Below are 22587 nucleotides of genomic sequence, written 5' to 3'. Positions count from 1 at the left end.
GGTCAGACTGCAGGCCCCGATTCGGCCATCGGTGACGGGAGTCGAAGATCCTCGAACTCGTCGAGGAACTGCACGTTCATGACGAGTTTGAGTTCGGATGTCGCCGGCACGCCGACACAGGTCAGCCGAGCGTTCAGCCGTTCGACCTGCTTGTCAGTGAGAATCGTCTGGCCGGGCATGGCGACGTCGCCCTCCTTGACGATCACCGCACAGTTTGCACAGGCCCCGCCGCGACAGGCGTAGGGCCAGGACAGATCACGATTCTCCGCGGCTTCGAGGATTGTCTCGCCCGGTTCGACGAGAAACCGGCCGTAATCGCTCGGATCGAGATCGGTGTCGGAGGCCTTCTCGAAGAGGTCGCTATCGTCGAGCGACCAGCCGTGCTCGTCGAGGACGGCGTAATCGAGATACTGCACCCGGGACTCGGTGCCGGCCATGAGCGGCCCAGTGTTTTGCTGACTGTACCGCTGGACGATACTCGCGGCCTCCGCGACCGGTTTGGCCTCTAGCGACGCGAACCAGTCGACGACCGTCTGACCGCCGAGCCCGGATTTGTTGGCCAGTTCATCGAAATCGACGCCCTCGTTTTCGGCCACCGGTACGATGATCGTCTCCGATTCGAGCCGATCGATCCAGCCCTGCACGTCCTCGTTCGAGAGATCGTACCAGTTTGCCAGTTCGGAGACCGAAGCACCCTCGTCGTAGGCGATTGCGGTCATCAGGAGCTGTGTCGACTCCTTGCTACGTGCTTCCTCGAGCCAGCGCCTGAGATCGTCACTATCGACGTGTTGTAACTGCCCCATACCTCTACTCTCCAGCGGAAAAAAAGTAAAGCTATGCACTCGTCCGTCGATCACGTGCTCGACGGCGATTCGAGCCTGAGCGCCGACGCGAGCAATACGGCGGCGGCGGTCAACAGCACGACGGAAACGATCGGTCGACCGCCGTCGAGACCGGCGTAGAGCGCGTAGGCGACGACCGCCGTCCCGAACGCGACGGACACAGTCCCCGCGGCGTGGGAGAGTTCGGCCGAGCGCGTCTCCGCCTCACGACCGACCTGCTCGCCGAGTTCGATAGCGTTGACCGCGACGTCCCACGAGACGACGGCGAGCGCGCCGCCGATCAGGACGGAACCGACACCCGCATCACCGATCCCGGCGACGAGTGCGGCCGCAAACAGCGCCAGTCCGCCGCCGGTTGCGAGGCGCTCTCGGCCGTAGCGCAAGCCTGCACCGAGCAGGACGATACCGGGCAGCGATAGCCCGACCGACGGGGCCATCGAGACGCCGAGCACGGTCGCCGCGAGCACTGCCACGGCGAGCGAGATGACGGTGCCGGGACGCGTCGGCCGGCGGTCGACGGCAGGGCTCACGCCGACCACCTCGCGCCGGCCCGCGAAATCGCCGTGACGAGTGGCTCCTCCCAGTTCCAGTCGACGACCCGCAGTCCGGATCGCCGGAGGTCAGCCATCCGCAGGTCCCGCTCCATCCGGGCGACCGATTCGCCAGTTGTCGCCGTCGTCGTCGGGTTCGGACTGACTGCAGTCAGCAGATGGCCGCTGGCATCCAGCAGTTTCGCCTGCTCGACGACCAGGTCGTCCACGAGCGGCGAGAAGAGGATGATCTGGGCGTGACTGGGTAGCTGCTGGCGAAGCGCCGCGACGCTGATCGGGCGCTCGATCAGGTCGTCGACCGAATCCGGCGATAGCAGCGGCTCGGTCTGGAACATCTCACGAGCGCGGGTGCGGTGGTCCCCGCCACTTCCGGGCGGCAGCCAGCACTCAGTCGTCCCGAGCGCGGCGATGCCGACCCTGTCGCCGGCGTCGATCAGCGAGGAGAACACCTGCATCGCACCCTCGACGGAGCGCTCGACTGCACTGGTGGCGCTCTCGTCGGGCCGACACCACGCCTCGGTGCGGACGTCGATCAGCAGGACGACCGAGGCCGCCCGCTCCTCGCGGAACTCGAGCGTCGAGAGTTCGCCAGTCCGCGCGCGGGTGTTCCAGTCGACTCTGGAGAGCGGATCGCCCGGCTGGTACTCCCGCGTCGCGTAGAACTCGAGTCCGTCGCCGCCGATATCGGTCTCGACGCGGCCAGCATACGGCGTCGTCAGCGGTTGCAGGGAGAGGTTCGTCGACGGGGGCAGGGAGCCGGGAGTACAGACCAGCGGGTCACTCTCGCCGGGGACTCGCGTCTCCCGCTCGGCCGCACCGCTGAAGCCCCTGACGAGCACCTGTGCTGGCTTGAACTGATGGGTCCCGCGCTCGGCGACCACTGTGTAGCTAAACGTCGCCGTCTCGCCGGGGTCGAGCGAGGCCGCACAGCGTGGCGTCCCCGCGGCGACGTGTAACTGCCCCGGGACGCCGTCGACAATCCGAACGTCCGGAAGGCTCGACTCGCCGGCGTTCTCGACCGCCACGGTGACTTCGATTTCCTCGCCCGGGTCGGGACGGTCCTCGAAGTCGCGCTCGATATCGAGGTATGCGTCGGGCGCGCGCCCGGCCCCTGCGTAGGCCGCAAACGTGACGCCGAAGACGCCCGCGAGGAAGGGAGCGGGGTTCTGAGCGAACACGCCGAAGGCGACGCCGAACAGTGCGAGCGCGCTGACACCGGTCCAGCGACCGGTCCGGCGCAGGACGTCCTCGTGGAGTCGTCCGGCACTGTCGACCGTCGCCTCGTCGGCATCGTCTGGTTCCGCGTTCGGTTCGGGTTCGGTCTGGCGTTGCTCACTCATCGGTCTCCTCCGTGGGTCTCGTCCAGAGACGCTCTAGCTCTCCGGCGGCCCGTCTCGCCGTGAGCCCGTACTTCGACTCGCGCCCGAGACGGACCCGAAGCCGCAGCGACAGGGGGAACGCGGACCATGGCGTCCCGTCGAAAAACGACGCCGCGACGGGGTCGTCGGTCCACTCGCCGCTCGTCAGTCGCTCTCTCGCCTCCGCTTCGGTGTAGCCGCGACGGCGCTGAAGGACGGTCACGCCGACCGCTTCGAGTCGGTCGTTCACCGTCTCGCGGCCGGATATCTCGTGGACGCTCGACGCCGACCGCATGGCGACGTCGAACCCTTCGCCCGGTGTCGGAATCCCCTTGATGAGTTCCGGATCGCCAGTGCGTGCGTAGCCGAGTTCGGAGCCCCACCGGTCGCGGGCGATCCGAGCACCCTGAGCCAGGGCAACGATGCCGACGATGGTCAGCAGGAACTCGTCGGCCGAGAACATCGCGCCCAGATCGGGCGAAAGGAACGTCGCGACGCCGAGTGCGGTGATCACCACCCCGATGCCGGCGGCGATCCGGCGCTCGATGGTCGTCATTGGCGATCACCCGCGTACGCCGCTTCGATCTCCCGGAGCGCGTCGACGGCCCGCTCCTCTCGCTCGGGCGTCACTGCCCGCTCGCCGTAGCGGACCTCCTCGAAAACGTCCCGGAGCGTCTCGACGTGGCCCCGGTCCATCCCGGCGTCGGTCGCCGCCGCGGCGAACTCCTTCGGCGTGCTCGTCTCTGGATTCCGGAGGTCGACCACCTCCACCATCTCGTTCCAGGCGGTGTACACCTCGTTCTGGAAGGCGTCCTCAGACGCCTCGATCCGGTCGGCGGCGTCGCCGGCCGCCTCGCCGAGTTTGGTCTCCTCCTCGGGGTCGTCGGCGAGGTCGACCGTTTCCGCGTCGACGTCATCCTCGTCTCGAGTGAGCCAGTACCAGAACGCCCCGACTGCAGTCAGCAAGAGGAGTCCGATCAATCCGATCGTAGCGAGCGGGCTTCCGCCGCCGCCCGCCTTGGGTTCCGCACTCTCGTCACTCTCTGCGACGCCGATATCCGGCGTGACATCACTGATCCCGTCGAGCCCTTCCTGTGCCGCGCTGCCGTCGCCGCCGGAGGCTAGGAACAGTCCGGCAGCCACAGTCCCGAGTAGCAGTATGCCGGCGAGAAACGGGATGGCCTTGCCCATCGTCATGTCCGAGGCCTGCGCGTCGCCGAGAAGGTAGACGCCGGCGGCAAGCCCGACCACGAGGACGGTCAGCACGCCGAACACGAGCGTCGAGGAGACTGGTAGTGATAGCTGTGCCGAGACGCCGAGACCGGCCGTCGAGGCCGCGTCGGTGGGATCGGCGATCGTCGCCGCGCCGAAGCCGAACGCGACGAGACAGACACCTGCCGTGACGGCCGGCCGTACTGTAGTAGAGCGCATAGTAGTTGTTCGAACACTGTCGCCGCGGAGGGGGATCACGGGACAGTCCGTTACAGGCGCGTGGACGTGTCCCAAAAAAAGTGTACCGATCCCCCAAGCGTCAGACATACGCGTCGGAGGGTCCTACTGGAACCGATGACCGACAGCGTGCACGTCGACAGGGACTGTACGGAGCTATACACGGAGTTCGGCGACGAGCGACTCCCGCCCGGACAGCGCGAAACGGCGGAGTTCCCCGTCCTCTCGAAGAGCGGTACGCCCGAGTGGAACCCGGAAGACTGGGAGTTCCGCGTCACCGGTGCCGTCGAGGAAGCGCTATCGTTCGACTGGGAGGAGTTTCAGGCACTCCCCACAGAGACCCATCGCCAGGACTTTCACTGTGTCACTGGCTGGAGCAAGTTCGACTGTCAGTTCACCGGCGTCACCTTTCCGACGCTGGCCGAACGCGCCGGTCTCGACGACGACGCCTCGCACGTACTCTTTTACGCGCTGGACGACTACACCACGAATCTCCCGCTCGAGGACTGTCTGCGACCCGAACTACTTTTTGCCTACGAGTTCAGCGGCGAGGCGCTGCCGGCCGACCACGGCGGGCCACTCCGCGCCGTGACGCCGCACAAGTACGCCTACAAGGGCGCGAAATGGCTCTGTGGCGTCGAGATACTCACCGAACAGGAGCGAGGCTACTGGGAGAAACGCGGCTACTCCAACACGGCCGACCCGTGGAACGAAGAGCGGTATAGCTAGGTCGTGGAACCGCCGTCCGGCCGAGCTATCGGGCGAACCGCTCTCCCAGCGCGGCGCTATAACTCGTGTATAGCTCGCGAACAACGAACCGATCCCGCGGATCGACGCCCAACACGTCGAGCGCCGCGACGTAGACGACAAGCCCGATCAGGACGCCGGGGAGGAGAGCAACTACGCCGGGAACGACGGCACGGATCGCCCACATGACGGCGAGTGCGACGCCGCCAGCCACGATTGGGGTGAGGTAGGTCCGATCGAACGGCCAGAGTCCCTCGAACCGGCGTAACAACAGTACCTGAATCACGTTCTGTACGGAGATGGCGAGCGAGGTGCCGAGCGCGGCACCGACGAGACCGAACTCCACGATAAACGTGTAGGTCAACACGACGTTGAGGACGGCGAGCAGCCAGTCGAGGAGCATCCGCGCGTACTGGTGGTCAGTCATCATCAGTAGCCAGCCGGTTGCCCCGACCGCACTGCCGACGAACACGCCGCCGAGGTAGACGATCAGCGGGACGTATCCCTGCGTATACGTCGGGCCGAAGAGGGCGAGCAGGTCCTGCCCGTAGACGACCATCACCGCGAGGAAGGGAACGACGGTCGTGACGATCAGCCGCGTTACGGCCGTATAGATGGCGTTGAGCGTCGCCATTCGGTCGTCGGCATAGAGATCGGACGCGACCGGCGGGAGCAACTGATTGAACGACAGCAAGGGGATCCACGCGATAGCGACCAACACGAGCAAGGCGTTGTAGACGCCCGCCGCGACCGCTGTCAGCAGCGCTCCGACGAGCAGGACGTCGACCCGGTTCTGAAACACCTTTCCGAAACTGCTCATTGCGACCGGGGCGGCGTGATTGTAGAATCGTCCGGCCTCGGCGCTCACTCCCCGAATCGACGGGCGGATCCCCGTCGAACGCGCGGATAGCGGGATGGCGACCGCCGCAAGCACGGCCGTCCCGACGACGATAGCGCCGGCGACACCGACGACGGAGTAGCCGAGACCGAGCGCCACGACTGCCCCGGCCAGGCGGACGGCCGGGCGGAGCAGTTTATTGAACACGACTTCACCGCGTGCGGAGCCGACCGCCCGGAAGACGCCGGCGACGACCAGGACGACGCCGAGCAGTCCGACCAGAAGGCCAAAGACCCGCATCGTCGGAACGAAGGCGGCCTGCTCGACGGTGCGGTCGTTGATCCACGGCGCTACCACCCAGACGCCGAGGGCCAACACCGCGCCAAAACCGATCGTCGTCGCGTAGGCTAACCCGACGACAGCGGAGCGTCGTCGAGGCTCGCCCCGATACTCGGGTACGTAGCGCTGGAGCGCCGGCACGCTTCCGAAGGTGACGAGCCGGACGAGAACCTGGGCGATCCGCCACGCCAGTGCGTACACCCCGTATGCGGCTGGTCCCAGTCCGCGTGCGAGGATGATCTCGACCGTCGAGATCAGCGCACGTTGCCCGGAGACGCCACCGGAGGTAACGACGGCTCCGTGGGCGATTGTCAGGAGGGCCTCGCGTTCCTCGTCTGGAATCGACTCCTCGTCGTCTCGGGACACGGTTTGGCATTCGGGCGGTGCTACGTCAAAAGTCGGTCGCTTACCGACTCGACCGCCGCGCCACCACCACGAGAGAGGGACAGGCTGAAGAAGCCACGCTCCTGAGATGAGAGCAATGGAATCCCTGCGCAGTGGGGGCGACGCCAGCGCGCGGGCTGACGCGGCATTGGTGACGCGACGCCGCAAGCTGGACGCCGTCTCGCGTCGGGCCGTTCTCGACGAGTTCGAACCGCCACGGGGACTGTGGACGCCGCCGGACGGCCCCGCCTTCGTCGGCTGGGGCACCGCGACGACCCTCTCGGCGACCGGTCCTGACCGGTTCGAGGCCGTTAGATCGGCGGCTGACGAGCTGTTCTCACGCATCGACGCCGACGACGCGCCGACAGCGGCGCGCCCCCGACTCGTCGGCGGCTTCGCGTTTCATGACGAGCACGAACCGCACCCGCCGTGGACCGGGTTCGAGAGCGCGCGGTTCGTGCTGCCCCAGGCACAGGTGGTCTGGAGCGACGACGACGTCTGGCTCACGGTCAACGCCGTCGACCCCGATAGCGAGGCCGCACTGGAGGAACGACTCGACCGAGTCGCCACGGAGATAGAGGCGGCGACCACCGACAATGGGCCGGCCGACCCGCCGGGTGTGGCGAGTCGCGAGCGGTGCCCGTCGAGGGCCGACTGGCGCGACCAGGTCACGCGTGCGATCGGCCGCATCACGGGCGGCGACCTGCAGAAAGTCGTCCTCGCGCAGTCACTATCGGTCGCCCTCGACGAGCCGATATCGCTGCCGGACGTCATGGCGCGGCTGGATCGGTCGTACCCCGACTGCCAGCGCTTTCTCTTCCAGCCGGGCAACGGCCCGACCTTCTTCGGGGCGACGCCCGAGCGACTCGTCTCGCTCTCCGGCCGGACGGTGCACACCGAAGCCCTCGCCGGATCGACCGGTCGTGGCGACACCACGGAGGAGGACGAGTGGCTCGCAGCCGAACTACTCGATAGCGAGAAGGACATCCACGAACACGAACTGGTGGCCGATGCCGTCCGCGCCCAGCTCGCACCGTATGCCGGTTCCGTTCAGACCGGCCAGCGGACCATCCGAAAGCTCCCGACCGTCCAGCACCTACAGACGCCGATTACGGCCGAACTCGACGACGCCGAACACGTCCTCTCGCTGGTCGAGGCGCTCCATCCGACGCCCGCAGTCGGCGGGCTCCCGCCGGACGGTGCCTGGGAGACGATCAAGGAGACCGAGGCGTTCGACCGGGGGTGGTACGCCGCCCCCATCGGCTGGTTCGACGCCGCTGGCGACGGCGCGTTCGCAGTCGGTATCCGGTCTGCAGTCGCCGAGGGCGGCCGGGCGACGCTGTTTGCCGGGGCCGGAATCGTCGCCGACAGCGACCCGGACCGCGAGTGGGACGAGGTACAGCTCAAATACGGACCGATGCTAGACGCGCTGGAGTAGCTACTCATGTCTGCACCTAACAGAAACACGCTCTGGGCAGAGACGTTACTCGACGAACTCGTCGCCAACGGGATCGAGGCGGTCTGTGTCGCCCCCGGAAGCCGGTCGACGCCACTGACCGTCGCCGCGGCCGGCCATCCGGGTCTGACCGTCTTCTCGCATCTCGACGAGCGCTCGGCGGCCTACTTCGCGCTCGGCCGCGCCAGACGGACCGGGACCGCGACGCCGCTCATCTGCACCTCCGGCACCGCCGCGGCGAACTTCCACCCCGCCGTGATCGAGGCCAATCAGGCGCGGGTCCCCATACTCATGCTGACAGCCGACCGCCCACCAGAGCTCCGAGATAGCGGCGCGAACCAGACCATCGATCAGGAGAAGCTCTACGGCGATGCAGTCCGGTGGTTCCGCGACCTGCCGGAGCCGGAACCCACGGGGAGAAAACTGCGCCGCCTGCGCACCGACGCCGCCCGCGCGGTGGCTGAAGCAACGGGAACCCCCTCCGGCCCAGTCCACCTGAACGTCCCCTTCCGGAAGCCCCTCGAACCGGTCGAGGTGCCGGGAGACGTGCCCGACGATATCGCCGAAACCGCGCCACTCGGTGCGACCGGGCGTGACGGGCCGTTCGTCCAGACCGCCGGCGGGCGGATGGACCCCGACGAGGAAACTGTCGCCGACCTCGTGACCACCATCGAGGACGCCGAGCGGGGATTGCTCGTCGCCGGGCCCGCAGATCCACCAATCCCGGACGTGGACCGGCAGAGCGTCGCCGCAATCGCCAGTGCAACGGGCTTTCCGGTGCTGGCCGACCCGCTCTCCGGACTCCGGTTCGGCGACCACGTCGCCGAGGCCCAAGTGATCGGTGGCTACGACGGCTACCTCGACGAGCGCGTCACCGGCGACTGGCCCGACCCCGATGTCGTCGTCCGCTTCGGCGCGTCGCCGACGTCCAAGCCGCTCCGGAGCTATCTCGCCGGTGTCGACGCGCGCCAGTATATCGTCGACCCCGCCGCTGGCTGGCGCGAGGCGACGTTTACCGCGACGGATCTGCTCGAAGCCGATCCGACGGCGCTCGTTGAGTCGGTGCTCCAATCGCTCGACGCCGATGCCGTGGCACCCGCGCCAGACTGGCAGTCCCGCTGGCTCGATGCCGACGCCACCTACTGGGATCGGATCGGGACGGCGCGGGAGGACGCCCGCCGAGAGAGGAGCAAGCGATTCGAGGGAGCGGTCGTCGCCGCCGCCATCGAGGGCGCGCCCGACCCCGCCACCGTCTTCGTCTCGAACTCGATGCCGGTTCGGGACCTCGACCGCTTCGCCCGGCCCGCGACGGACGAACTGACCGTGCTCGGCAACCGCGGTGCAAGCGGTATCGATGGCATCGTCAGCACGGCGCTGGGCGCGGGGAGCGCGACCGACGACCCGCTCGTGGCGATCACCGGCGATCTGGCCTTCTATCACGATATGAACGGTCTACTCGCGCTGGAGCGGTGTGGCGTCGACGCTACTATCGTCCTGCTCAACAACGACGGCGGCGGCATCTTCCATATGCTCCCCATCGAGGAGTTCGATCCGCCCTTCACCGGGCAGTTCAAGACGCCACACGGGCTGGACTTCGCCCCCACAGCCGACCTCTACGACCTCTCGCTTACCAGCGTCGACCGGCTGGACGAGTTCACGGAAGTCTACCAGGCGTCGCTCGCCAGCGAGGGAACACAGGTAATCGAGTTCAGGATCGACAGTCAGGCGAGTCACGACCGTCGCGACGCGCTCTACGAGTCGGTCTGTGAACGGTTGCGCTAGCGCCCGACGACGCTCACCACCGCGACGGCGTAGCCGAGCGGGATCCAGACGAGCATGACGCCGACGACGACCCGCATTGTCAGGGGTTCCAGCATGCCAGTGGCGAAGAGTGCCCCGGGAACGAGCACGCTCAGACCGCCGAAGACGATCACACCGATGCCGGGAATCGTGAGCAGATAGCCCGCAGTAGCGATCAGTAGCAAACCGGTCGCGACCCGTATCGGGGCGAAAAAGAGCTCCGTGATCGTCGAGACCAGCAACAGCGGGTAGAGGAGCATCGACACGACGATCAGAAAGACCGTTTCCTGCGTAATCGACGGCATCGACAGCCCACGGCTCTGCGGTTCGGTCTCCCAGTCGTTGACCGTGTAGGAGTCGTCGCCACTCTGTGCATGGCCGTCGAAGCCGCGCCCCTTTGTAGACGTGCTCCCAGTTGCTGTCGTACCGCCCGCGGTAGACGCCCTACTGGTCGCCGAGGTGCCACCTGTTCCTCCCATACCGGCGGGACCTCCCATACCGCTCGTACTGCCTGTGCTACCCATGCCGCCCGCACTGGCCGTGCCGGCCGAGTCCCCGACCCACTCCCAGTCGGCCGTTTGCCGGCGGCGGCGCTGTCTGGCGTGGTGGCTCTCCCACCAGCCATCGGAGGTACCCCCACGGTCCACGTCCCAGTCGAAGCCATCGAAATCCAGGTCGTCACCGGTTCTCTGCCTGCGGCGAGTTCCCCCGTCGCCCACGTACGTTTCGTGGCCAAGCCGGTCGTACCGTTCGCGTTCCGCCTCGTCGCCCAGCACTTCCTCGGCGTCGACGACCGCCTGAAACCGCTCGCTGGCATCATCGCGGTCGCTCTGGTCCGGGTGGTACTCCTTGACCTTCTCCCGGTAGGCGGCGGTAATCTCGTCCTGGGTGGCGTCGGCGGTGACGTCCAGCACGTCGTAGAAGTCATTGGCCATCGGGCTGTTCGCCGAAGGTTTCTCTCGGTCGAACTAAAACGTTCGGTAGCCAGAGGGCGTTCACCACCCGATTATACAAACTACCTCGTAGATAGTGCCATATGGGGAGTTCACTGTTCGCGGAGACCGTCGAGGATGCAGACTGGATTCATCTGGGGGAGGACGAGGAGATCCGATGGACGGGACGGCCGTCGAAGTTCACGATTGCCGTAGCACTGGCGCTTGCGGCGCTCGTCACCGTGCTCGGCTTCGTCGCGTCGGCATTACTGGCGGCATGGACGGACCTACCGAGTTGGGCATCAGCGCTGCCCCTGCTCGTGATGTTCGGGGGGATCGGCTGGGCGATTGCCGTCTATCTCGACTGGCTCCGTCTGCTGTACGTCATCACCGACGAACAGCTATACGTCAAACACGGGCTGATCAGCCGCGACGTCACGGCGATTCGACTCGAACGGGTACAGAACACCTCCTACGAGCAGACGATTCTCGAACGGTTCCTCTCCTTCGGCGACGTGAGGGTCTTCACCGCCGGGACCGACACGGAGGACGTGACGTTTCGGAGCGTCCCGAACCCCGAGCGGGTCAAACGCACGCTCGTACACCTGTTGAGCGAGCAGATGCCCGAAGGGAACGGCCCGAGACAGCCGGTTCAGTAGCCGTCTGCAGCCGGACTGTAATCGAGGAGCTCGACGCCGCCGAAGGAGAGCGCACTCGGATGATGGTCCGAAAGCGGGTCGAGATAGCCCGTCGGTTCGAGCGTCGCCGCGACGACGACCTGTTCCTCCGCGAGGACGTCCATCGTATCGTCGACCTGTTCGATTCCGTGCGTCCGACAGTAGACGCCGACCGGTTCCCAGGTGTAGCCCTCGTAGTTCCGCAGCGCAACGGTGACCCGGTCGCCAGCGACGAGCGCCGACCGATCCGGCCCGTGGTCGGACTCGGAGCGACACTGCTTGCAGGGGACGCGGCCGCGTTCGTAGTCGGAGGCGACGCCGAGACCGCCCGCGACCGCGCCTGTTAGCTCGCGTGTGATACGTTCTCTATCCACATGCCCCGTTCGGCATCGAATAATAAAGACCTGTCCCGCGACGGGAACCTATTTGAACATGACGACCCGAGTTCGGGTAAATGGTCTCGGAACTCATGCAGGAAGACCGCTGGGAAGCGGTCGAAGATTTCGATTTCGATGACGTGACCTATCACCGCTCTTCCGACGGGAAAACGGTCCGAATCGCGTTCGATCGACCCGCAGTCCGGAACGCGTTCCGGCCGAAGACTGTCGACGAACTCTATGATGCGCTCGATCACGCCAAACGTCAGACAGACGTAGGCTGCGTGCTGCTCACCGGCAACGGGCCCTCGCCGAAGGACGGTGGGTGGGCGTTCTCCTCGGGCGGCGATCAGGCGATCCGCGGCGCGGACGGCTACGAGTACGAGGGGGACGAGGAGCAAGCCAGCGAGCACGGACGGCTCCACATCCTCGAAGTACAGCGGCTGATCCGCCACATCCCGAAAGTCGTCGTGGCCGTCGTGCCTGGCTGGGCCGTCGGCGGCGGGCACAGCCTCCACGTCGTCTGTGACCTCACTATTGCGAGCGAGGAACACGCCAAGTTCCTCCAGACCGATCCGGACGTCGGCAGTTTCGACGGCGGGTTCGGCTCCGCCTATCTCGCCCGACAGATCGGCCAGAAGAAGGCCCGAGAGGTGTTCTTCCTCGGGAAAACGTACAGCGCCGAGGAGGCCGCGGATATGGGGATGGTCAACGAGGCGGTCCCCCACGAGGAACTCGAAGAGCGCGCCCTGGAGTGGGGCAAGCGGATCAACGAGAAGAGCCCCACCGCGATGCGGATGCTCAAGTACGCCTTCAACCTCGATTCCGACGGCATGGTCGGCCAGCAGGTGTTCGCCGGCGAGGCGACGCGACTGGCGTACATGACCGACGAGGCCGAGGAGGGTCGCGACGCGTTCGTCGAGGGGCGAAAACCTGATTTCGACGACGTACCGTGGCGCTACTGATGACGGCGACAGAGGCCGAAACGCCGGAGATGTCGCGGGCGAGGGCGTGGCTGATCGCCACCCGCCCACAGACGATGCCGGCGGCCGCCGCCCCGGTGATCGTCGGCGTCGGACTGGCCTACAGCGCCGGGGTGTTCTCGCTCGGTCCCGCCGTCGCCGCACTCGTCGGCGCGGCGCTGATCCAGATCGGGACGAACCTCGCCAACGACTACTACGACGCGGTGAAAGGCGTCGACTCGGAGGAACGACAGGGGTTCACACGGGTCACCAACTCCGGACTGATCCCCGCCGAGCAAGTAAAGCGAGGGATGATCCTCACCTTTGCCGCGGCGATACTCGTCGGCACGTATCTGGTCTACGTCGGCGGCCTCCCGATCCTCGTGATCGGACTGGCGAGCATCGTGAGTGGCTACGCCTACGCCGGCGGCCCTTTCCCGCTTGGCTCGCACGGACTGGGTGATCTGTTCGTATTCGTCTTCTTCGGCGTCATCGCCGTGGTGGGGACCTTTTACGTGCAGGCCGCCGCAGTTCTCGCGGACCCGCTTGCGATGACCATCCCCGAAGGAACAGTCACGACGACCGCACTGCTCGCTAGCCTGCCCATCGCGGGCATCTCGACGAACATCCTCGTGGTAAACAATATTCGGGATCTCGAAACCGACCGCGAGGCGGGCAAGCTATCCCTGGCGGTCCTGCTGGGCTATCGCTGGAGTCGCGTGGAGTTTACCGGGTTGCTCGCGCTTGCATACGCGGTCCCGCTGTACTTCTTCGCGACGGGCGAGTTCGGAGGGGCGATCCTGCTGCCGTTCCTCTCGCTGCCGTACGCCGCGCTGCTCGCACGGACGGTGCTGACCCGGACCGACGGCGACGCGCTCAACCCCGCCCTCGAACGGACCGGCAAACTGCTCGCTGGCTTCGCCGTTCTGTTCGCACTCGGGATGGTGATCTGAATGGACGCCGAAACGACACACTTCGATCTGGCACTTTCCGAACCGCTGTCGACCGCCGCCGGACCGATCCAGCGCAGGCAAGGTATCGCGCTCCGAATCGAGTCCGACGGGACCGTTGGCGTCGGCGAGGCGACGCCGCTACCGGGCAGGACCGAGTCCCTGTCGGACTGTCGGGACGGCGTCTCGACCGCGCTGGAGCGGCTCAACGACGACGATCCTGCCGGCGCACTCGATGCGGTCGAAGAGCGGCCCGCCGCCCGTCACGCCGTCTCGCTCGCGCTGGCGGATCTCCGCGCACACGAAGCCGACGAACCGCTCTATCGCTTTCTCGGCTCCGTCGGCCGCACCACGCGCGTCCCGGTCAACGCGACGGTCGGCGACGTAGCGTCGGATGCAGCAGCGACCGCGGCCCGCGACGCGCTTGCCGAGGGCTTCACGACGATCAAACTGAAAGTCGGCACCCGGCCAGTCGACGATGACGCCGCGCGCGTAGCGGCGGTCCGGGAGGCCGTCGGGCCGGATGTCGCGATCCGCGTCGACGCCAACGCCGCGTGGGACCACGAGCAGGCCCAGGACGCGCTTTCCCGACTGGCCGCCTCGTCGGTCGAGTACGTCGAACAGCCACTCGACGCGGATGATCTCTCGGGTCACGCTGACCTGCGGCGCTCGTCTCGCGTCGACATCGCGCTGGACGAGTCGCTCGCGAGCCACTCCTTCGAGGAGATCCAGTCGGCTGACGCCGCTGACGTCCTCGTCCTGAAGCCGATGGCGCTGGGCGGACTGGATCGTGCGCGCCGGATCGCCATCTACGCCAGACGCGAGGGACTGATCCCCATCGTCACGACGACCATCGACGCGGTCGTTGCCCGCACCGGCGCGGTCCACCTCGCGGCGTCACTGCCGGGGATCGACGCCTGTGGGCTGGCGACGGGAGCACTGCTCGCGGAGGATCTCGCGACCGATCCCGCACCGATCGAGGACGGCGACGCCACGGTACCACAGGACGCCGGTCTCGGTACACGCGGGGCGTGGGAGGAGGGGTAACGGTCCATGAACAACTGGCTCGAAACGGATCTCCTCGCGGCGCGAGCGGCCACGTCGCCCGAGGACATCGCCGTGATCGATGCTGGCGACGGACCAGCCACCGGTGCGGCTACCGACCACCTGAGCTACGCCGACCTCGATTCCCTGGTCGACGACCTTGCGCGACGACTGACGACGCTCGGGATCGAACCGGGCGAGCACGTCGCCACGCTGCTGGATACGGGCCTCCCGTTCGTCGCGGTCGTCCACGCGCTCGACCGCCTGAGTGCGGTACTGGTGCCGCTCAACAGCAGGCTCACGCCAGAAGAGTCGGCGGCCCAGTGTGAACGCGTCGGCGTCGAGACGTTACTCTCTACCGCCGCGCAGGCGGAGCAAGCAGAAGCGGTCGCAGCGGCCCTGCGGGACCGATCGAATACCGAACATAGAGTTGCGCTCGTCGACGGCGAGACGGACTCCGGAACTGCTGTCTGGGACCGAGAGCCAGCCGGTTCGCTCCCAGTGATCGAGCGCTCGCCAGCGGATCGGCGACTCGTACTCTTCACCTCGGGGACCACGGGAACGCCCAAAGCCGTCCCGCTGACGACCAGAAACCTGGTCGCCTCGGCAGTCGCCTCGGCGTTCCGACTCGGTGTCACGCCGGACGAGCGCTGGCTCTGTGCCCTGCCGATGTATCACATGGGCGGCCTCGCCCCGGTGTTCCGCTCGACGCTGTACGGGACGACCGTGGTGCTCCAGTCGTCGTTCGACGCCGAGCGGACGCCCGCAGCCGCCCGGGCCCACGACGTCACCGGACTCTCTCTCGTGCCGACGATGCTTCACCGGATCCTCGACGCGGACGAAACGCTCCCCGACTCGCTTCGGTTCGTCTTGCTCGGTGGGGGTCCCGCGGATGCCTCGTTGATCGAGCGCGCCGAGGAGGACGGGATCCCAGTCTGTCCGACTTACGGGATGACCGAGACCGCCTCACAGATCGCGACAGCACGGCCCGCGGAGGCAGTCGAACACGAGGGTACTGTCGGTCGCCCGCTGTTCGGAACCGAGGTGACTATCGTCGACGAGGAGGCAACGCCGGTAGAGACGGGCGAGACCGGCGAACTCGTCGTCGCCGGCCCGACAGTGACGCCCGGCTACACCGGGGCGAGGGCGACGGCCGAAGCGTTCGGCCCGTATGGCCTCCACACCGGCGACCTCGGGCATCGAGACGAGGGGGGTCGGCTCTGGATTACGGGCCGGCGAGTCGACCGGATCGTCACCGGCGGCGAGAACGTCGATCCGGACGAGGTACGGACGACCCTCCGCGACCATCCTGCCGTCGAGGACGCCGCAGTCGTCGGCCTCGAGGACGAGGAGTGGGGCCAGCGCGTCGCGGCGCTCGTGGTGCCGTCCGAAGGGGCCCGTCCGGACGCAGACGCACTCCGGGAGCACTGTCGCGAGCGACTGGCTGGTTACAAACTCCCCCGGTCCATCGCAGTCGCCGAGTCGTTGCCCCGCACTGCGTCGGGGACCGTCGACCGGGCCACCGTCCGGGAGCGACTCCTCGACCCGGAGTGACCGGCCACCCGGGCGCACTCCGCCGGTGGGCGGGGCTACACCCCCAGTACGACCAAGGATTTTATCGCCTTGCTCGTCTGACCTATATTCGTGTGCACACTGACGCTCGCGTGGCAGACCTTCGAGAGCGCGCCGGTGGTCGTCGCGGCGAACCGTGACGAAGCGCTCGACCGGCCGTCGACGCCACCCGCTGTTATCGAGTCCGATCCGCGGATCGTCGCGCCACAGGACGAAGAGGCGTCGGGGACGTGGATCGGCTACAACGAGCACGGCGTGCTGGTCGGAATCACGAACCGCTGGAACGATGCCAAACTCGCCGGGGAGCGCTCGCGCGGACTGCTCGTCCGCGACGCTCTACGTCGGGAGAGCGCACAGGCCGCGGCCCGGTACGTCGAGCAATCGGTCCAGGAACACGAGTACGAGGGGTTCAATCTCGCCGTCGTCGACCGGACCGCCGCGCTCTACTACGAGTGGAGCGGCCAGTTGGCGTTCAGACAGTTCGGCCCGGGCATCCATGTCATCGTGAACGTCGGCGCGGACGGACGATATACGATTCCCAAATCGCGGCCTGACGTCGGCGAGCGACAGGCCGAAAACGCCGACCACCTCCGCGAGACGCTCGCGGTCGCCCCGGATGAAACCCCCGCGGAATGGCGCTCGCGCGCTGAATCCGTACTCGGCGATCACGAGCATGGCGTCTGTATCCACGGCGACGGCTTCGGGACGCGCTCCTCGTCGGTGATCACGCTCGGCGAGGGGGGCGCATACTACCGGTTTGCGGACGGCCCACCCTGCGAGACGCCGTACCGGGACGTCCATCTGGAGTCCTGAGAGCCATCAGATCCCGGAGTCATGAGATCGACTAGACGCTGTGAGCCGTGAAGCGCAAGCCGCGCTTTTGAAGTGTCTCAACCGATTATAGCGGGACAACGAATGAGTGAGGACTTCTACGATGTGCTCGGCGTAAGCCGCGACGCGTCCGAGGACGAGATCAAGCAGGCCTACCGGAAGAAAGCGAGCGAGTACCATCCGGACGTGAGCGACGATCCGAACGCCGAGGAGATGTTCAAAAAGCTCCAGAAGGCAAAGGAGGTACTCACCGACGAGGAGAAACGCCAGGCGTACGACCGGATGGGCCACGACCGCTTCGAGCAGGCAGACAAACGCGGCGGGTTCGATGGCGGCCGCGGTGCTGGCGGGGCCGGTGGGCCGTTCGGCGGTGGGGGCGGGCCGTTCGGTGGCGGCGCTGGCGGTGCCGGGGGTGCGGGCGGTATGGGCGACATCTTCGAGCAGTTCTTCGGCGGTCAGGGCGGCGGCGGTCGCAGTCGCCGGGAGCGCAAGGGCTCGGATCTACGAACGCGGCTTCAACTAGACCTCGGAGACGTCTACAACGGGGTCGACAAGGAGATCACGATCCGCCGTCCCGAGACCTGTACTACCTGCGATGGGGCGGGCCATCCGCCGGAGGCTGATTCCCAGACCTGTCCGGAGTGTAACGGCCAGGGGCAGGTCACACAGGTCACCCAGACGCCGCTCGGTCGGATGCAACAGACCCAGGCCTGTCCACGCTGTGAGGGCGACGGTGAGGTCTACGACGAGCGGTGTTCGGACTGTGGCGGCGACGGACAGGTGATGAACGAGGCAACGCTAACTGTCGAGGTCCCGGCCGGAATCAAGGACGGCCAGACCCTCCGGATGGACGGCGAGGGCGCACCCTCCGAGGGTCGCGGCCCGAACGGCGACCTTCTGATCGAGGTGTCGGTCGCCGACCACCCCGACTTCGAGCGCGACGGGGACGACCTCCAGTTGAACAAGGCCGTCTCGTTCCCGCAGGCCGTTTTCGGCGACACCGTCGAGGTCCCGACGTTCGACGGCACCGTCGAGATGGACGTTCCGGCAGGGACCCAGAGCGGCGAGACGTTCCGCATCCGGAACAAAGGCATGCCACGACTTCGTGGACGCGGACAGGGCGACCTGTACGTGCAGGTGCAGGTCGTCACCCCTGAGAGCCTCAACGACGAGCAACGCGAGGCACTCGAACAGTTCGCGGAGGCCGGCGGCGAGGAGATAGAGATCGAGAAAGGGTTCTTCGAGAAGATCAAGAACTCCTTCTGATCGCCAGCGACGGACGGTAAACGGTTCCTACCCGCGATTATACAACTGGTAACCAAGTAGCAACTCCTCCAGAGCACCAATGGGGGCACACACGACGATGCGGGCCGACCCGGAGTGACACACTGCAGATGGCACTCCCGTGACGGGATCAGCGCCGCACGTGCTGGTCGACATGATCGGAGTCGGTGTCGCTCGCGGCCGGCGTACAGTTGGGGAACTGTCGTCGTACCCGGATCCTGGAGCGTGGACGGAAGTGCCCCGGAATACTCCGTCTTTTTCACAGGTGACTCCCTAGCACCCTGCATGGACACGCTCGACGAGGAGACAGTACGGACACTCGACGACATCCTCGACCGCGAGCGTCGCTCAGGGGACGTCGCGGTTCGTGCGGACGGCGACACCGACCACGTCTACACCTATCGACGCTTCCTGACCACCGCCTGGAAGACGGGGAACTTCTTCCGCCATCTGGGCGTCCGCGAGGGCGTCACCGTCGGTATCGTCGCCGATCCCAGACCGCAACCACTGCTCGGACTGTTCGGCGCGGCGCTGCTCGGCGCGCATGTGCGACTGGACCCGCCCGAGACGGTCGACGCCAGAGTCGTCCTCGCCCCGACAGAGAGCATCGACCGGTACGAACTCCCGGCCGGGGGACAGCGCGTGGGCTACGGCGCGGATCCCACCGAACCGGGCGTCCGGTACTTCGAGGAGAACATCTGGAGCGAGAACCCCTCGTTCCCGCCACAGGACCGTGACCCTTCGGCACCGGTACTCGTCGACGATTCGGGAAGCTACACCCACGAACGCCTGATCGATAGCGCCTACTCGGCGATCGATCGACTCTCGCTCGACGCATCGGATATGGTCGCAGTACGGGCCCCGCTCGTCGACCCACGAACCATTGCGACGGGCGTGCTCGCACCGCTGATCGCCGGCGGTGCAGTCCAACTCGGCGCGGACGGTTCGGAGGCCGACGCCGAAATCGTCGCGCGGGAAGAACCATCGAGCGCTCGCTGGATCGACATCAGAACGGTCGATCTCTGAGAAAGAGTCGTGCCGCCTGCGCCTACGTCGCCGCTTCGAGCGCCTCGATCGCTTCGGGGTTTTCGATACTCGAAAGATCCCCGAGGTCTTCGCCGGTGTAGCTTGCCTCGATGGCACGTCTGACTATCTTTCCGCTCTGTGTCTTCGGGAACGCCTCGACGAACAACACTTCTCGCGGCCGGAACGGCTTGCCGAGTTCGGCCCCTACCTGCTCCCGAAGCGCCGCCTTCAGGTCCTCGCTCGGCTCAGCGTCGTCTTCGAGGACGACGTACGCGACGACGGCCTGGCCCGTCGTGTCGTCTGGGACGCCAACCGCGGCGGCCTGATTGACTGTCTCGTGGTCGATTAGCGCGCCCTCAACCTCGGCAGGGCCGACTTTGCGGCCTGCAACGTTGATGGCGTCGTCGGCCCGGCCGTGGAGGAACCAGAAGCCGTCCTCGTCGATCTGTGCCCAGTCGCCGTGGTCCCAGAGGTCGTCCCACGTCGACCAGTACTCCTCTAAATACCGCTCGTCGCCGCTCCAGAGTGAGTTCGTCATCGAGGGGCAGGAGTCCCGCGCGACGAGGAAGCCCCGTTCGTGCTCGTCGGCGATCGATTCCCCACTGGCGTCGACGATGTCGATATTCATGCCGAGACCGGGGCCGCCGAGCGTGCAGGGTTTGAGTGGCTGGGTCGGCATCGGCATGAGAAAGCAGCCCATGATCTCGGTCCCGCCGGAGATGTTGATGATCGGGCAGGTACCGCCGCCGACGCGGTCGTAGAACCAGCGCCACGACTCGGGGTCCCACGGTTCCCCGGTCGAGCCAAGCAGTCGAAGGCTCGACAGGTCGTGGCCGTCGAGCCACTCCTCGCCGTGTTTCCGGAGCGCACGGATCGCCGTCGGCGAAATGCCGAAGGTCGTCACGTCGTGGCTATCGATCAGTTCCCAGAGCCGATCCGGTTCAGGGTGGTCTGGCGCACCCTCGTAGAGCACAACCGTCCCGCCGAAGGCATGGTTACCCAGTAGAGTCCACGGCCCCATCATCCAGCCGATATCCGAGAGCCAGAAGAACTGATCGTCCGGTTGCTGGTCGAAGCCGAAGTGGATCTCCTTGGCCGCCTGCATCAGCGCGCCAGCGTGGGTCTGGACGATTCCTTTCGGTTTTCCAGTCGTTCCCGAGGAGTACAGCAACATCGCGGGATGATCGGCAGGGAGCGATTTCGTCTCGTACTCGTCGTCGGCCTCGCCGACGGCGTCGTCCCACCACTGGTCGGTCCCGTCGTTCCACGTCAGATCGATTCCGTCACCCTCCCGGCTACCAAGCCGGTCGTAGATGATCACGCTTTCGACGCCGCCGACCTCCTCGAGCGCGTCGTCCGCGGTCGGTTTGAGCGAGACGTGATTGCCGCGCCGGTAGAACCCGTCCGCCGTAAACAGCACGTCCGGGTCGGCATCGTCGAGCCGTGTCGCGACGGCGTCGGTGCCAAAGCCCGAGAAGACCGGGACCGCGATTGCACCGACTGTCAGACAGCCATAGAGGATGGAGACGACTTCCGGTACCATCGGCATGTACAGCGCGACGGTGTCACCCGGTTCTACGCCCCGGTCGTCGAGCGCGTTGGCGACCCGGTTCGTCTGTGCGGCGAGGTCGTCGAACGCTATCTCGCGGACGTCGCCGGGTTCGCCCTCCCAGATCACGGCAAGGTCCTCGCTGGCTTCGTCGCTGGCGTGACGGTCGACGACGTTGTGGGCCGCATTGATCTCGCCGCCGGGATACCAGTCGGTGAACTGTGGGCCATCGGTGTCGTCACGGACGGTCTCGTAGGACTCGAAAAAGTCGATCCCGAGATACTCGACGAGTTCGTCCCAGAACCAGTCGATTCCGGAGGCTGGCTCGCCGGCGACCTCACCGGTCGTCCGCGCGATCAGTTCGTCGTAGTCGTCGATCCCGTACTCGCGCATGAACTCGTAGACGTTCGTCGACTCGACGAACTCGCTCGAAGGCTCGTGGACGATCTCGTCGACGTCGCTAAGAGACGGCATACCTCGGGATTCCACACGAACGATTAAGAAGGTTTCCGGGGCGACAGGTTCGGCCGGTCAGACCGAGTAGGCGATCCGCTCGCCGGTCTCCAGTCCGTTTCGGAGTGCGGCGTGGATCCGCCCTTCGCCGGGCACCCAGTCGCCGACGCAGTAGAGCCCGTGTTCCTCGGCCGACTGGAGTGGGCCACCGAGGACTGCCCCCTCGGGGAGCCCGTACCGCCATCCCTGATGATCCGTCCAGTCCGGATCGGCGAGTCGCTCGTCGTCGAGCAGCGTCGCAGTCCGTCTTGCGAGTTCGTCGAGATTCGCGTCGGCCGGTTCGTCGTGGTTGGCGGCCGACCACTCCGGACTGGCCTGGACGACGAGCAGCGATTCGCCGTCGGGGACGTGGCCGGGTTTGCACTCCTCCCGTGCGACCCAGCCGATCTCGTGTTCGTTGTCGGTGTTGATCAGCGCGTAGTACGGACGGTCGATCTCGAAGGGGTAATGCAGGATCGCCGACCAGACTGGCCGGTAGTCGACGTCAGCGACTGCATCGACGAGGTCAGGCCGGATGTCGGCGTCCCAGTCGGCATCAGCCAACAGTTCCGCAGTCTGCGGCGCGGGCGGGTTCAGCACGAGCACGTCGAACGGCCCCCACGTCTCACCGTCGGTATCGACGAGTTGCCACGTGTCGCCGTCCCGCCGCACTGTTTCGACGCGCGTCTCCTGATGAACCGTCGCGTCGGTCTCGCCCAGCAGGCGTTTGGCGATCTGTGTCAACCCGTCGCGATAGGTCCACTTGTACTCGTCATCGTCTCGCCCCTCTGAGACGTCGTCGTCCTCGGTAAACGTCCAGATCGGCTCCGGGACGTCGACCAGTCCGTCGTCGTCTACCACTTCGGTCAGCAGTTCGACGACCCGGTCGTCCTCGGATCTGACGTAGTTTGCGCCGTAATCGTAGGTCACGTTGTCGCGACGCCGCGTCGCCGCCCGCCCGCAGACGCCGCGAGATTTCTCAAGAATAGTAACGTCGGCATCCGGTACCGCCTCATCTACCACGTAGGTCGTCGCGGCCGCGGCCGCACCGGCACCGACGATCCCGATTCGTGTCATCGCATTCGGCTAGGGGCTGGACAAGGATAGTCGCTCTGATGGGGGTGATG

General features: G+C 66.5%; 21 protein-coding genes. 11 read left to right on the top strand and 10 right to left on the bottom strand.

Annotated features, from left to right (window positions below; translation table 11 throughout):
• Positions 1-2: 2 nt before the first annotated feature.
• From fer to ACFQL3_RS06140, 5 genes are read right to left on the bottom strand one after another with little or no spacing between them, the layout of a single operon-like run.
• A complete protein-coding gene (gene fer / locus ACFQL3_RS06160) occupies positions 3-803 on the bottom strand; it encodes a ferredoxin Fer (RefSeq protein WP_377052392.1) in 801 nt (266 codons plus the stop codon).
• Between the two features lie 50 nt (positions 804-853).
• Positions 854-1372, bottom strand: a complete 519-nt coding sequence (locus tag ACFQL3_RS06155) for a DUF7519 family protein (RefSeq protein ID WP_377052390.1) — start codon at positions 1370-1372, stop codon at positions 854-856.
• Entirely contained in the window at positions 1369-2733 is a 1365-nt protein-coding gene (locus ACFQL3_RS06150; RefSeq protein WP_377052388.1) for a DUF58 domain-containing protein, read from the bottom strand. Before ACFQL3_RS06150 ends, ACFQL3_RS06155 begins: the two co-directional genes overlap by 4 nt.
• Positions 2726-3307: a DUF7269 family protein gene (locus ACFQL3_RS06145; RefSeq protein WP_377052386.1), complete on the bottom strand. Its 582-nt coding sequence runs from the start codon at positions 3305-3307 to the stop codon at positions 2726-2728. Before ACFQL3_RS06145 ends, ACFQL3_RS06150 begins: the two co-directional genes overlap by 8 nt.
• Positions 3304-4182, bottom strand: a complete 879-nt coding sequence (locus tag ACFQL3_RS06140; protein ID WP_377052384.1) for a DUF4129 domain-containing protein — start codon at positions 4180-4182, stop codon at positions 3304-3306. Before ACFQL3_RS06140 ends, ACFQL3_RS06145 begins: the two co-directional genes overlap by 4 nt.
• Positions 4183-4317: 135 nt before the next feature.
• Between ACFQL3_RS06140 and ACFQL3_RS06135 the strand changes: the two genes are divergently transcribed.
• Positions 4318-4929, top strand: coding sequence for a sulfite oxidase-like oxidoreductase (locus tag ACFQL3_RS06135; protein ID WP_377052382.1), 612 nt, complete (start codon positions 4318-4320; stop codon positions 4927-4929).
• A gap of 25 nt (positions 4930-4954) precedes the next feature.
• Here ACFQL3_RS06135 and ACFQL3_RS06130 read toward each other — a convergent pair whose 3' ends face one another.
• On the bottom strand, positions 4955-6490 hold the full coding sequence (locus ACFQL3_RS06130) for a lipopolysaccharide biosynthesis protein (RefSeq protein WP_377052380.1): 1536 nt from the start codon (positions 6488-6490) through the stop codon (positions 4955-4957).
• A gap of 115 nt (positions 6491-6605) precedes the next feature.
• Between ACFQL3_RS06130 and ACFQL3_RS06125 the strand changes: the two genes are divergently transcribed.
• A complete protein-coding gene (locus ACFQL3_RS06125; RefSeq protein ID WP_377052378.1) occupies positions 6606-7946 on the top strand; it encodes an isochorismate synthase in 1341 nt (446 codons plus the stop codon).
• Positions 7947-7952: 6 nt separating this feature from the next.
• Positions 7953-9746 (top strand): 2-succinyl-5-enolpyruvyl-6-hydroxy-3-cyclohexene-1-carboxylic-acid synthase, encoded by a 1794-nt coding sequence (gene menD / locus ACFQL3_RS06120; protein ID WP_377052376.1) that lies wholly within the window; start codon positions 7953-7955, stop codon positions 9744-9746.
• On the opposite strand, the gene ACFQL3_RS06115 is transcribed toward menD, so the two are convergent.
• Complete coding sequence (locus ACFQL3_RS06115; protein ID WP_377052374.1) at positions 9743-10699, bottom strand: J domain-containing protein; 957 nt, start codon at positions 10697-10699, stop codon at positions 9743-9745. The two genes, menD and ACFQL3_RS06115, sit on opposite strands and share 4 nt — an antisense overlap.
• Before the next feature lie 101 nt (positions 10700-10800).
• On the opposite strand from ACFQL3_RS06115, the gene ACFQL3_RS06110 reads away from it, so the two are divergent.
• Positions 10801-11355, top strand: coding sequence for a PH domain-containing protein (locus ACFQL3_RS06110; RefSeq protein ID WP_377052372.1), 555 nt, complete (start codon positions 10801-10803; stop codon positions 11353-11355).
• Here the strand turns inward: ACFQL3_RS06110 and ACFQL3_RS06105 are convergent.
• On the bottom strand, positions 11349-11747 hold the full coding sequence (locus tag ACFQL3_RS06105; RefSeq protein WP_377052370.1) for a hypothetical protein: 399 nt from the start codon (positions 11745-11747) through the stop codon (positions 11349-11351). The genes ACFQL3_RS06110 and ACFQL3_RS06105 overlap by 7 nt on opposite strands.
• Before the next feature lie 80 nt (positions 11748-11827).
• Between ACFQL3_RS06105 and ACFQL3_RS06100 the strand changes: the two genes are divergently transcribed.
• The 7 genes from ACFQL3_RS06100 to ACFQL3_RS06070 all read left to right on the top strand — a co-directional run bounded on the left by ACFQL3_RS06100 (position 11828) and on the right by ACFQL3_RS06070 (position 19419).
• Positions 11828-12715 carry a 1,4-dihydroxy-2-naphthoyl-CoA synthase gene (locus ACFQL3_RS06100; protein ID WP_377052368.1) on the top strand — a complete coding sequence of 296 codons (888 nt, stop codon included), beginning with the start codon at positions 11828-11830 and terminating at the stop codon, positions 12713-12715.
• A complete protein-coding gene (locus ACFQL3_RS06095) occupies positions 12715-13665 on the top strand; it encodes a 1,4-dihydroxy-2-naphthoate polyprenyltransferase (protein WP_377052366.1) in 951 nt (316 codons plus the stop codon). The genes ACFQL3_RS06100 and ACFQL3_RS06095 overlap by 1 nt, the downstream gene beginning before the upstream one ends.
• Positions 13666-14709 carry an o-succinylbenzoate synthase gene (menC, locus tag ACFQL3_RS06090; protein ID WP_377052364.1) on the top strand — a complete coding sequence of 348 codons (1044 nt, stop codon included), beginning with the start codon at positions 13666-13668 and terminating at the stop codon, positions 14707-14709.
• A gap of 6 nt (positions 14710-14715) precedes the next feature.
• A complete protein-coding gene (gene menE, locus ACFQL3_RS06085; protein WP_377052362.1) occupies positions 14716-16260 on the top strand; it encodes an o-succinylbenzoate--CoA ligase in 1545 nt (514 codons plus the stop codon).
• Positions 16261-16350: 90 nt separating this feature from the next.
• Positions 16351-17091 carry an NRDE family protein gene (locus ACFQL3_RS06080; RefSeq protein WP_377052360.1) on the top strand — a complete coding sequence of 247 codons (741 nt, stop codon included), beginning with the start codon at positions 16351-16353 and terminating at the stop codon, positions 17089-17091.
• A gap of 102 nt (positions 17092-17193) precedes the next feature.
• Complete coding sequence (dnaJ, locus tag ACFQL3_RS06075) at positions 17194-18375, top strand: molecular chaperone DnaJ (protein ID WP_377052358.1); 1182 nt, start codon at positions 17194-17196, stop codon at positions 18373-18375.
• Positions 18376-18678: 303 nt separating this feature from the next.
• Complete coding sequence (locus ACFQL3_RS06070; protein WP_377052356.1) at positions 18679-19419, top strand: hypothetical protein; 741 nt, start codon at positions 18679-18681, stop codon at positions 19417-19419.
• Positions 19420-19441: 22 nt separating this feature from the next.
• Here the strand turns inward: ACFQL3_RS06070 and ACFQL3_RS06065 are convergent, their stop codons facing one another.
• The gene (locus tag ACFQL3_RS06065; protein WP_377052354.1) at positions 19442-21442 is read right to left on the bottom strand and encodes an AMP-binding protein; all 2001 of its coding nucleotides are present in this window, start codon (positions 21440-21442) and stop codon (positions 19442-19444) included.
• 57 nt (positions 21443-21499) lie between these two features.
• Positions 21500-22537 (bottom strand): NAD(P)/FAD-dependent oxidoreductase, encoded by a 1038-nt coding sequence (locus ACFQL3_RS06060; RefSeq protein WP_377052352.1) that lies wholly within the window; start codon positions 22535-22537, stop codon positions 21500-21502.
• Positions 22538-22587 lie beyond the last annotated feature (50 nt).

The organism is Natronoarchaeum sp. GCM10025321, from assembly GCF_042663585.1.
GTDB lineage: Archaea > Halobacteriota > Halobacteria > Halobacteriales > Natronoarchaeaceae > Natranaeroarchaeum.
The sequence above is the reverse complement of the archived record's forward strand: the minus strand, read 5'-3'. Positions and strand labels throughout refer to the sequence as shown.

Coding starts and splice junctions, on each gene's coding strand:
- fer (WP_377052392.1), bottom strand. CDS start 803: ATGGGGCAGTTACAACACGTCGATAGTGACGATCTCAGGCGCTGGCTC.
- ACFQL3_RS06150 (WP_377052388.1), bottom strand. CDS start 2,733: ATGAGTGAGCAACGCCAGACCGAACCCGAACCGAACGCGGAACCAGAC.
- ACFQL3_RS06145 (WP_377052386.1), bottom strand. CDS start 3,307: ATGACGACCATCGAGCGCCGGATCGCCGCCGGCATCGGGGTGGTGATC.
- ACFQL3_RS06140 (WP_377052384.1), bottom strand. CDS start 4,182: ATGCGCTCTACTACAGTACGGCCGGCCGTCACGGCAGGTGTCTGTCTC.
- ACFQL3_RS06135 (WP_377052382.1), top strand. CDS start 4,318: ATGACCGACAGCGTGCACGTCGACAGGGACTGTACGGAGCTATACACG.
- ACFQL3_RS06125 (WP_377052378.1), top strand. CDS start 6,606: ATGGAATCCCTGCGCAGTGGGGGCGACGCCAGCGCGCGGGCTGACGCG.
- menD (WP_377052376.1), top strand. CDS start 7,953: ATGTCTGCACCTAACAGAAACACGCTCTGGGCAGAGACGTTACTCGAC.
- ACFQL3_RS06115 (WP_377052374.1), bottom strand. CDS start 10,699: ATGGCCAATGACTTCTACGACGTGCTGGACGTCACCGCCGACGCCACC.
- ACFQL3_RS06110 (WP_377052372.1), top strand. CDS start 10,801: ATGGGGAGTTCACTGTTCGCGGAGACCGTCGAGGATGCAGACTGGATT.
- ACFQL3_RS06100 (WP_377052368.1), top strand. CDS start 11,828: ATGGTCTCGGAACTCATGCAGGAAGACCGCTGGGAAGCGGTCGAAGAT.
- ACFQL3_RS06095 (WP_377052366.1), top strand. CDS start 12,715: ATGACGGCGACAGAGGCCGAAACGCCGGAGATGTCGCGGGCGAGGGCG.
- menC (WP_377052364.1), top strand. CDS start 13,666: ATGGACGCCGAAACGACACACTTCGATCTGGCACTTTCCGAACCGCTG.
- menE (WP_377052362.1), top strand. CDS start 14,716: ATGAACAACTGGCTCGAAACGGATCTCCTCGCGGCGCGAGCGGCCACG.
- dnaJ (WP_377052358.1), top strand. CDS start 17,194: ATGAGTGAGGACTTCTACGATGTGCTCGGCGTAAGCCGCGACGCGTCC.
- ACFQL3_RS06070 (WP_377052356.1), top strand. CDS start 18,679: ATGGACACGCTCGACGAGGAGACAGTACGGACACTCGACGACATCCTC.
- ACFQL3_RS06065 (WP_377052354.1), bottom strand. CDS start 21,442: ATGCCGTCTCTTAGCGACGTCGACGAGATCGTCCACGAGCCTTCGAGC.
- ACFQL3_RS06060 (WP_377052352.1), bottom strand. CDS start 22,537: ATGACACGAATCGGGATCGTCGGTGCCGGTGCGGCCGCGGCCGCGACG.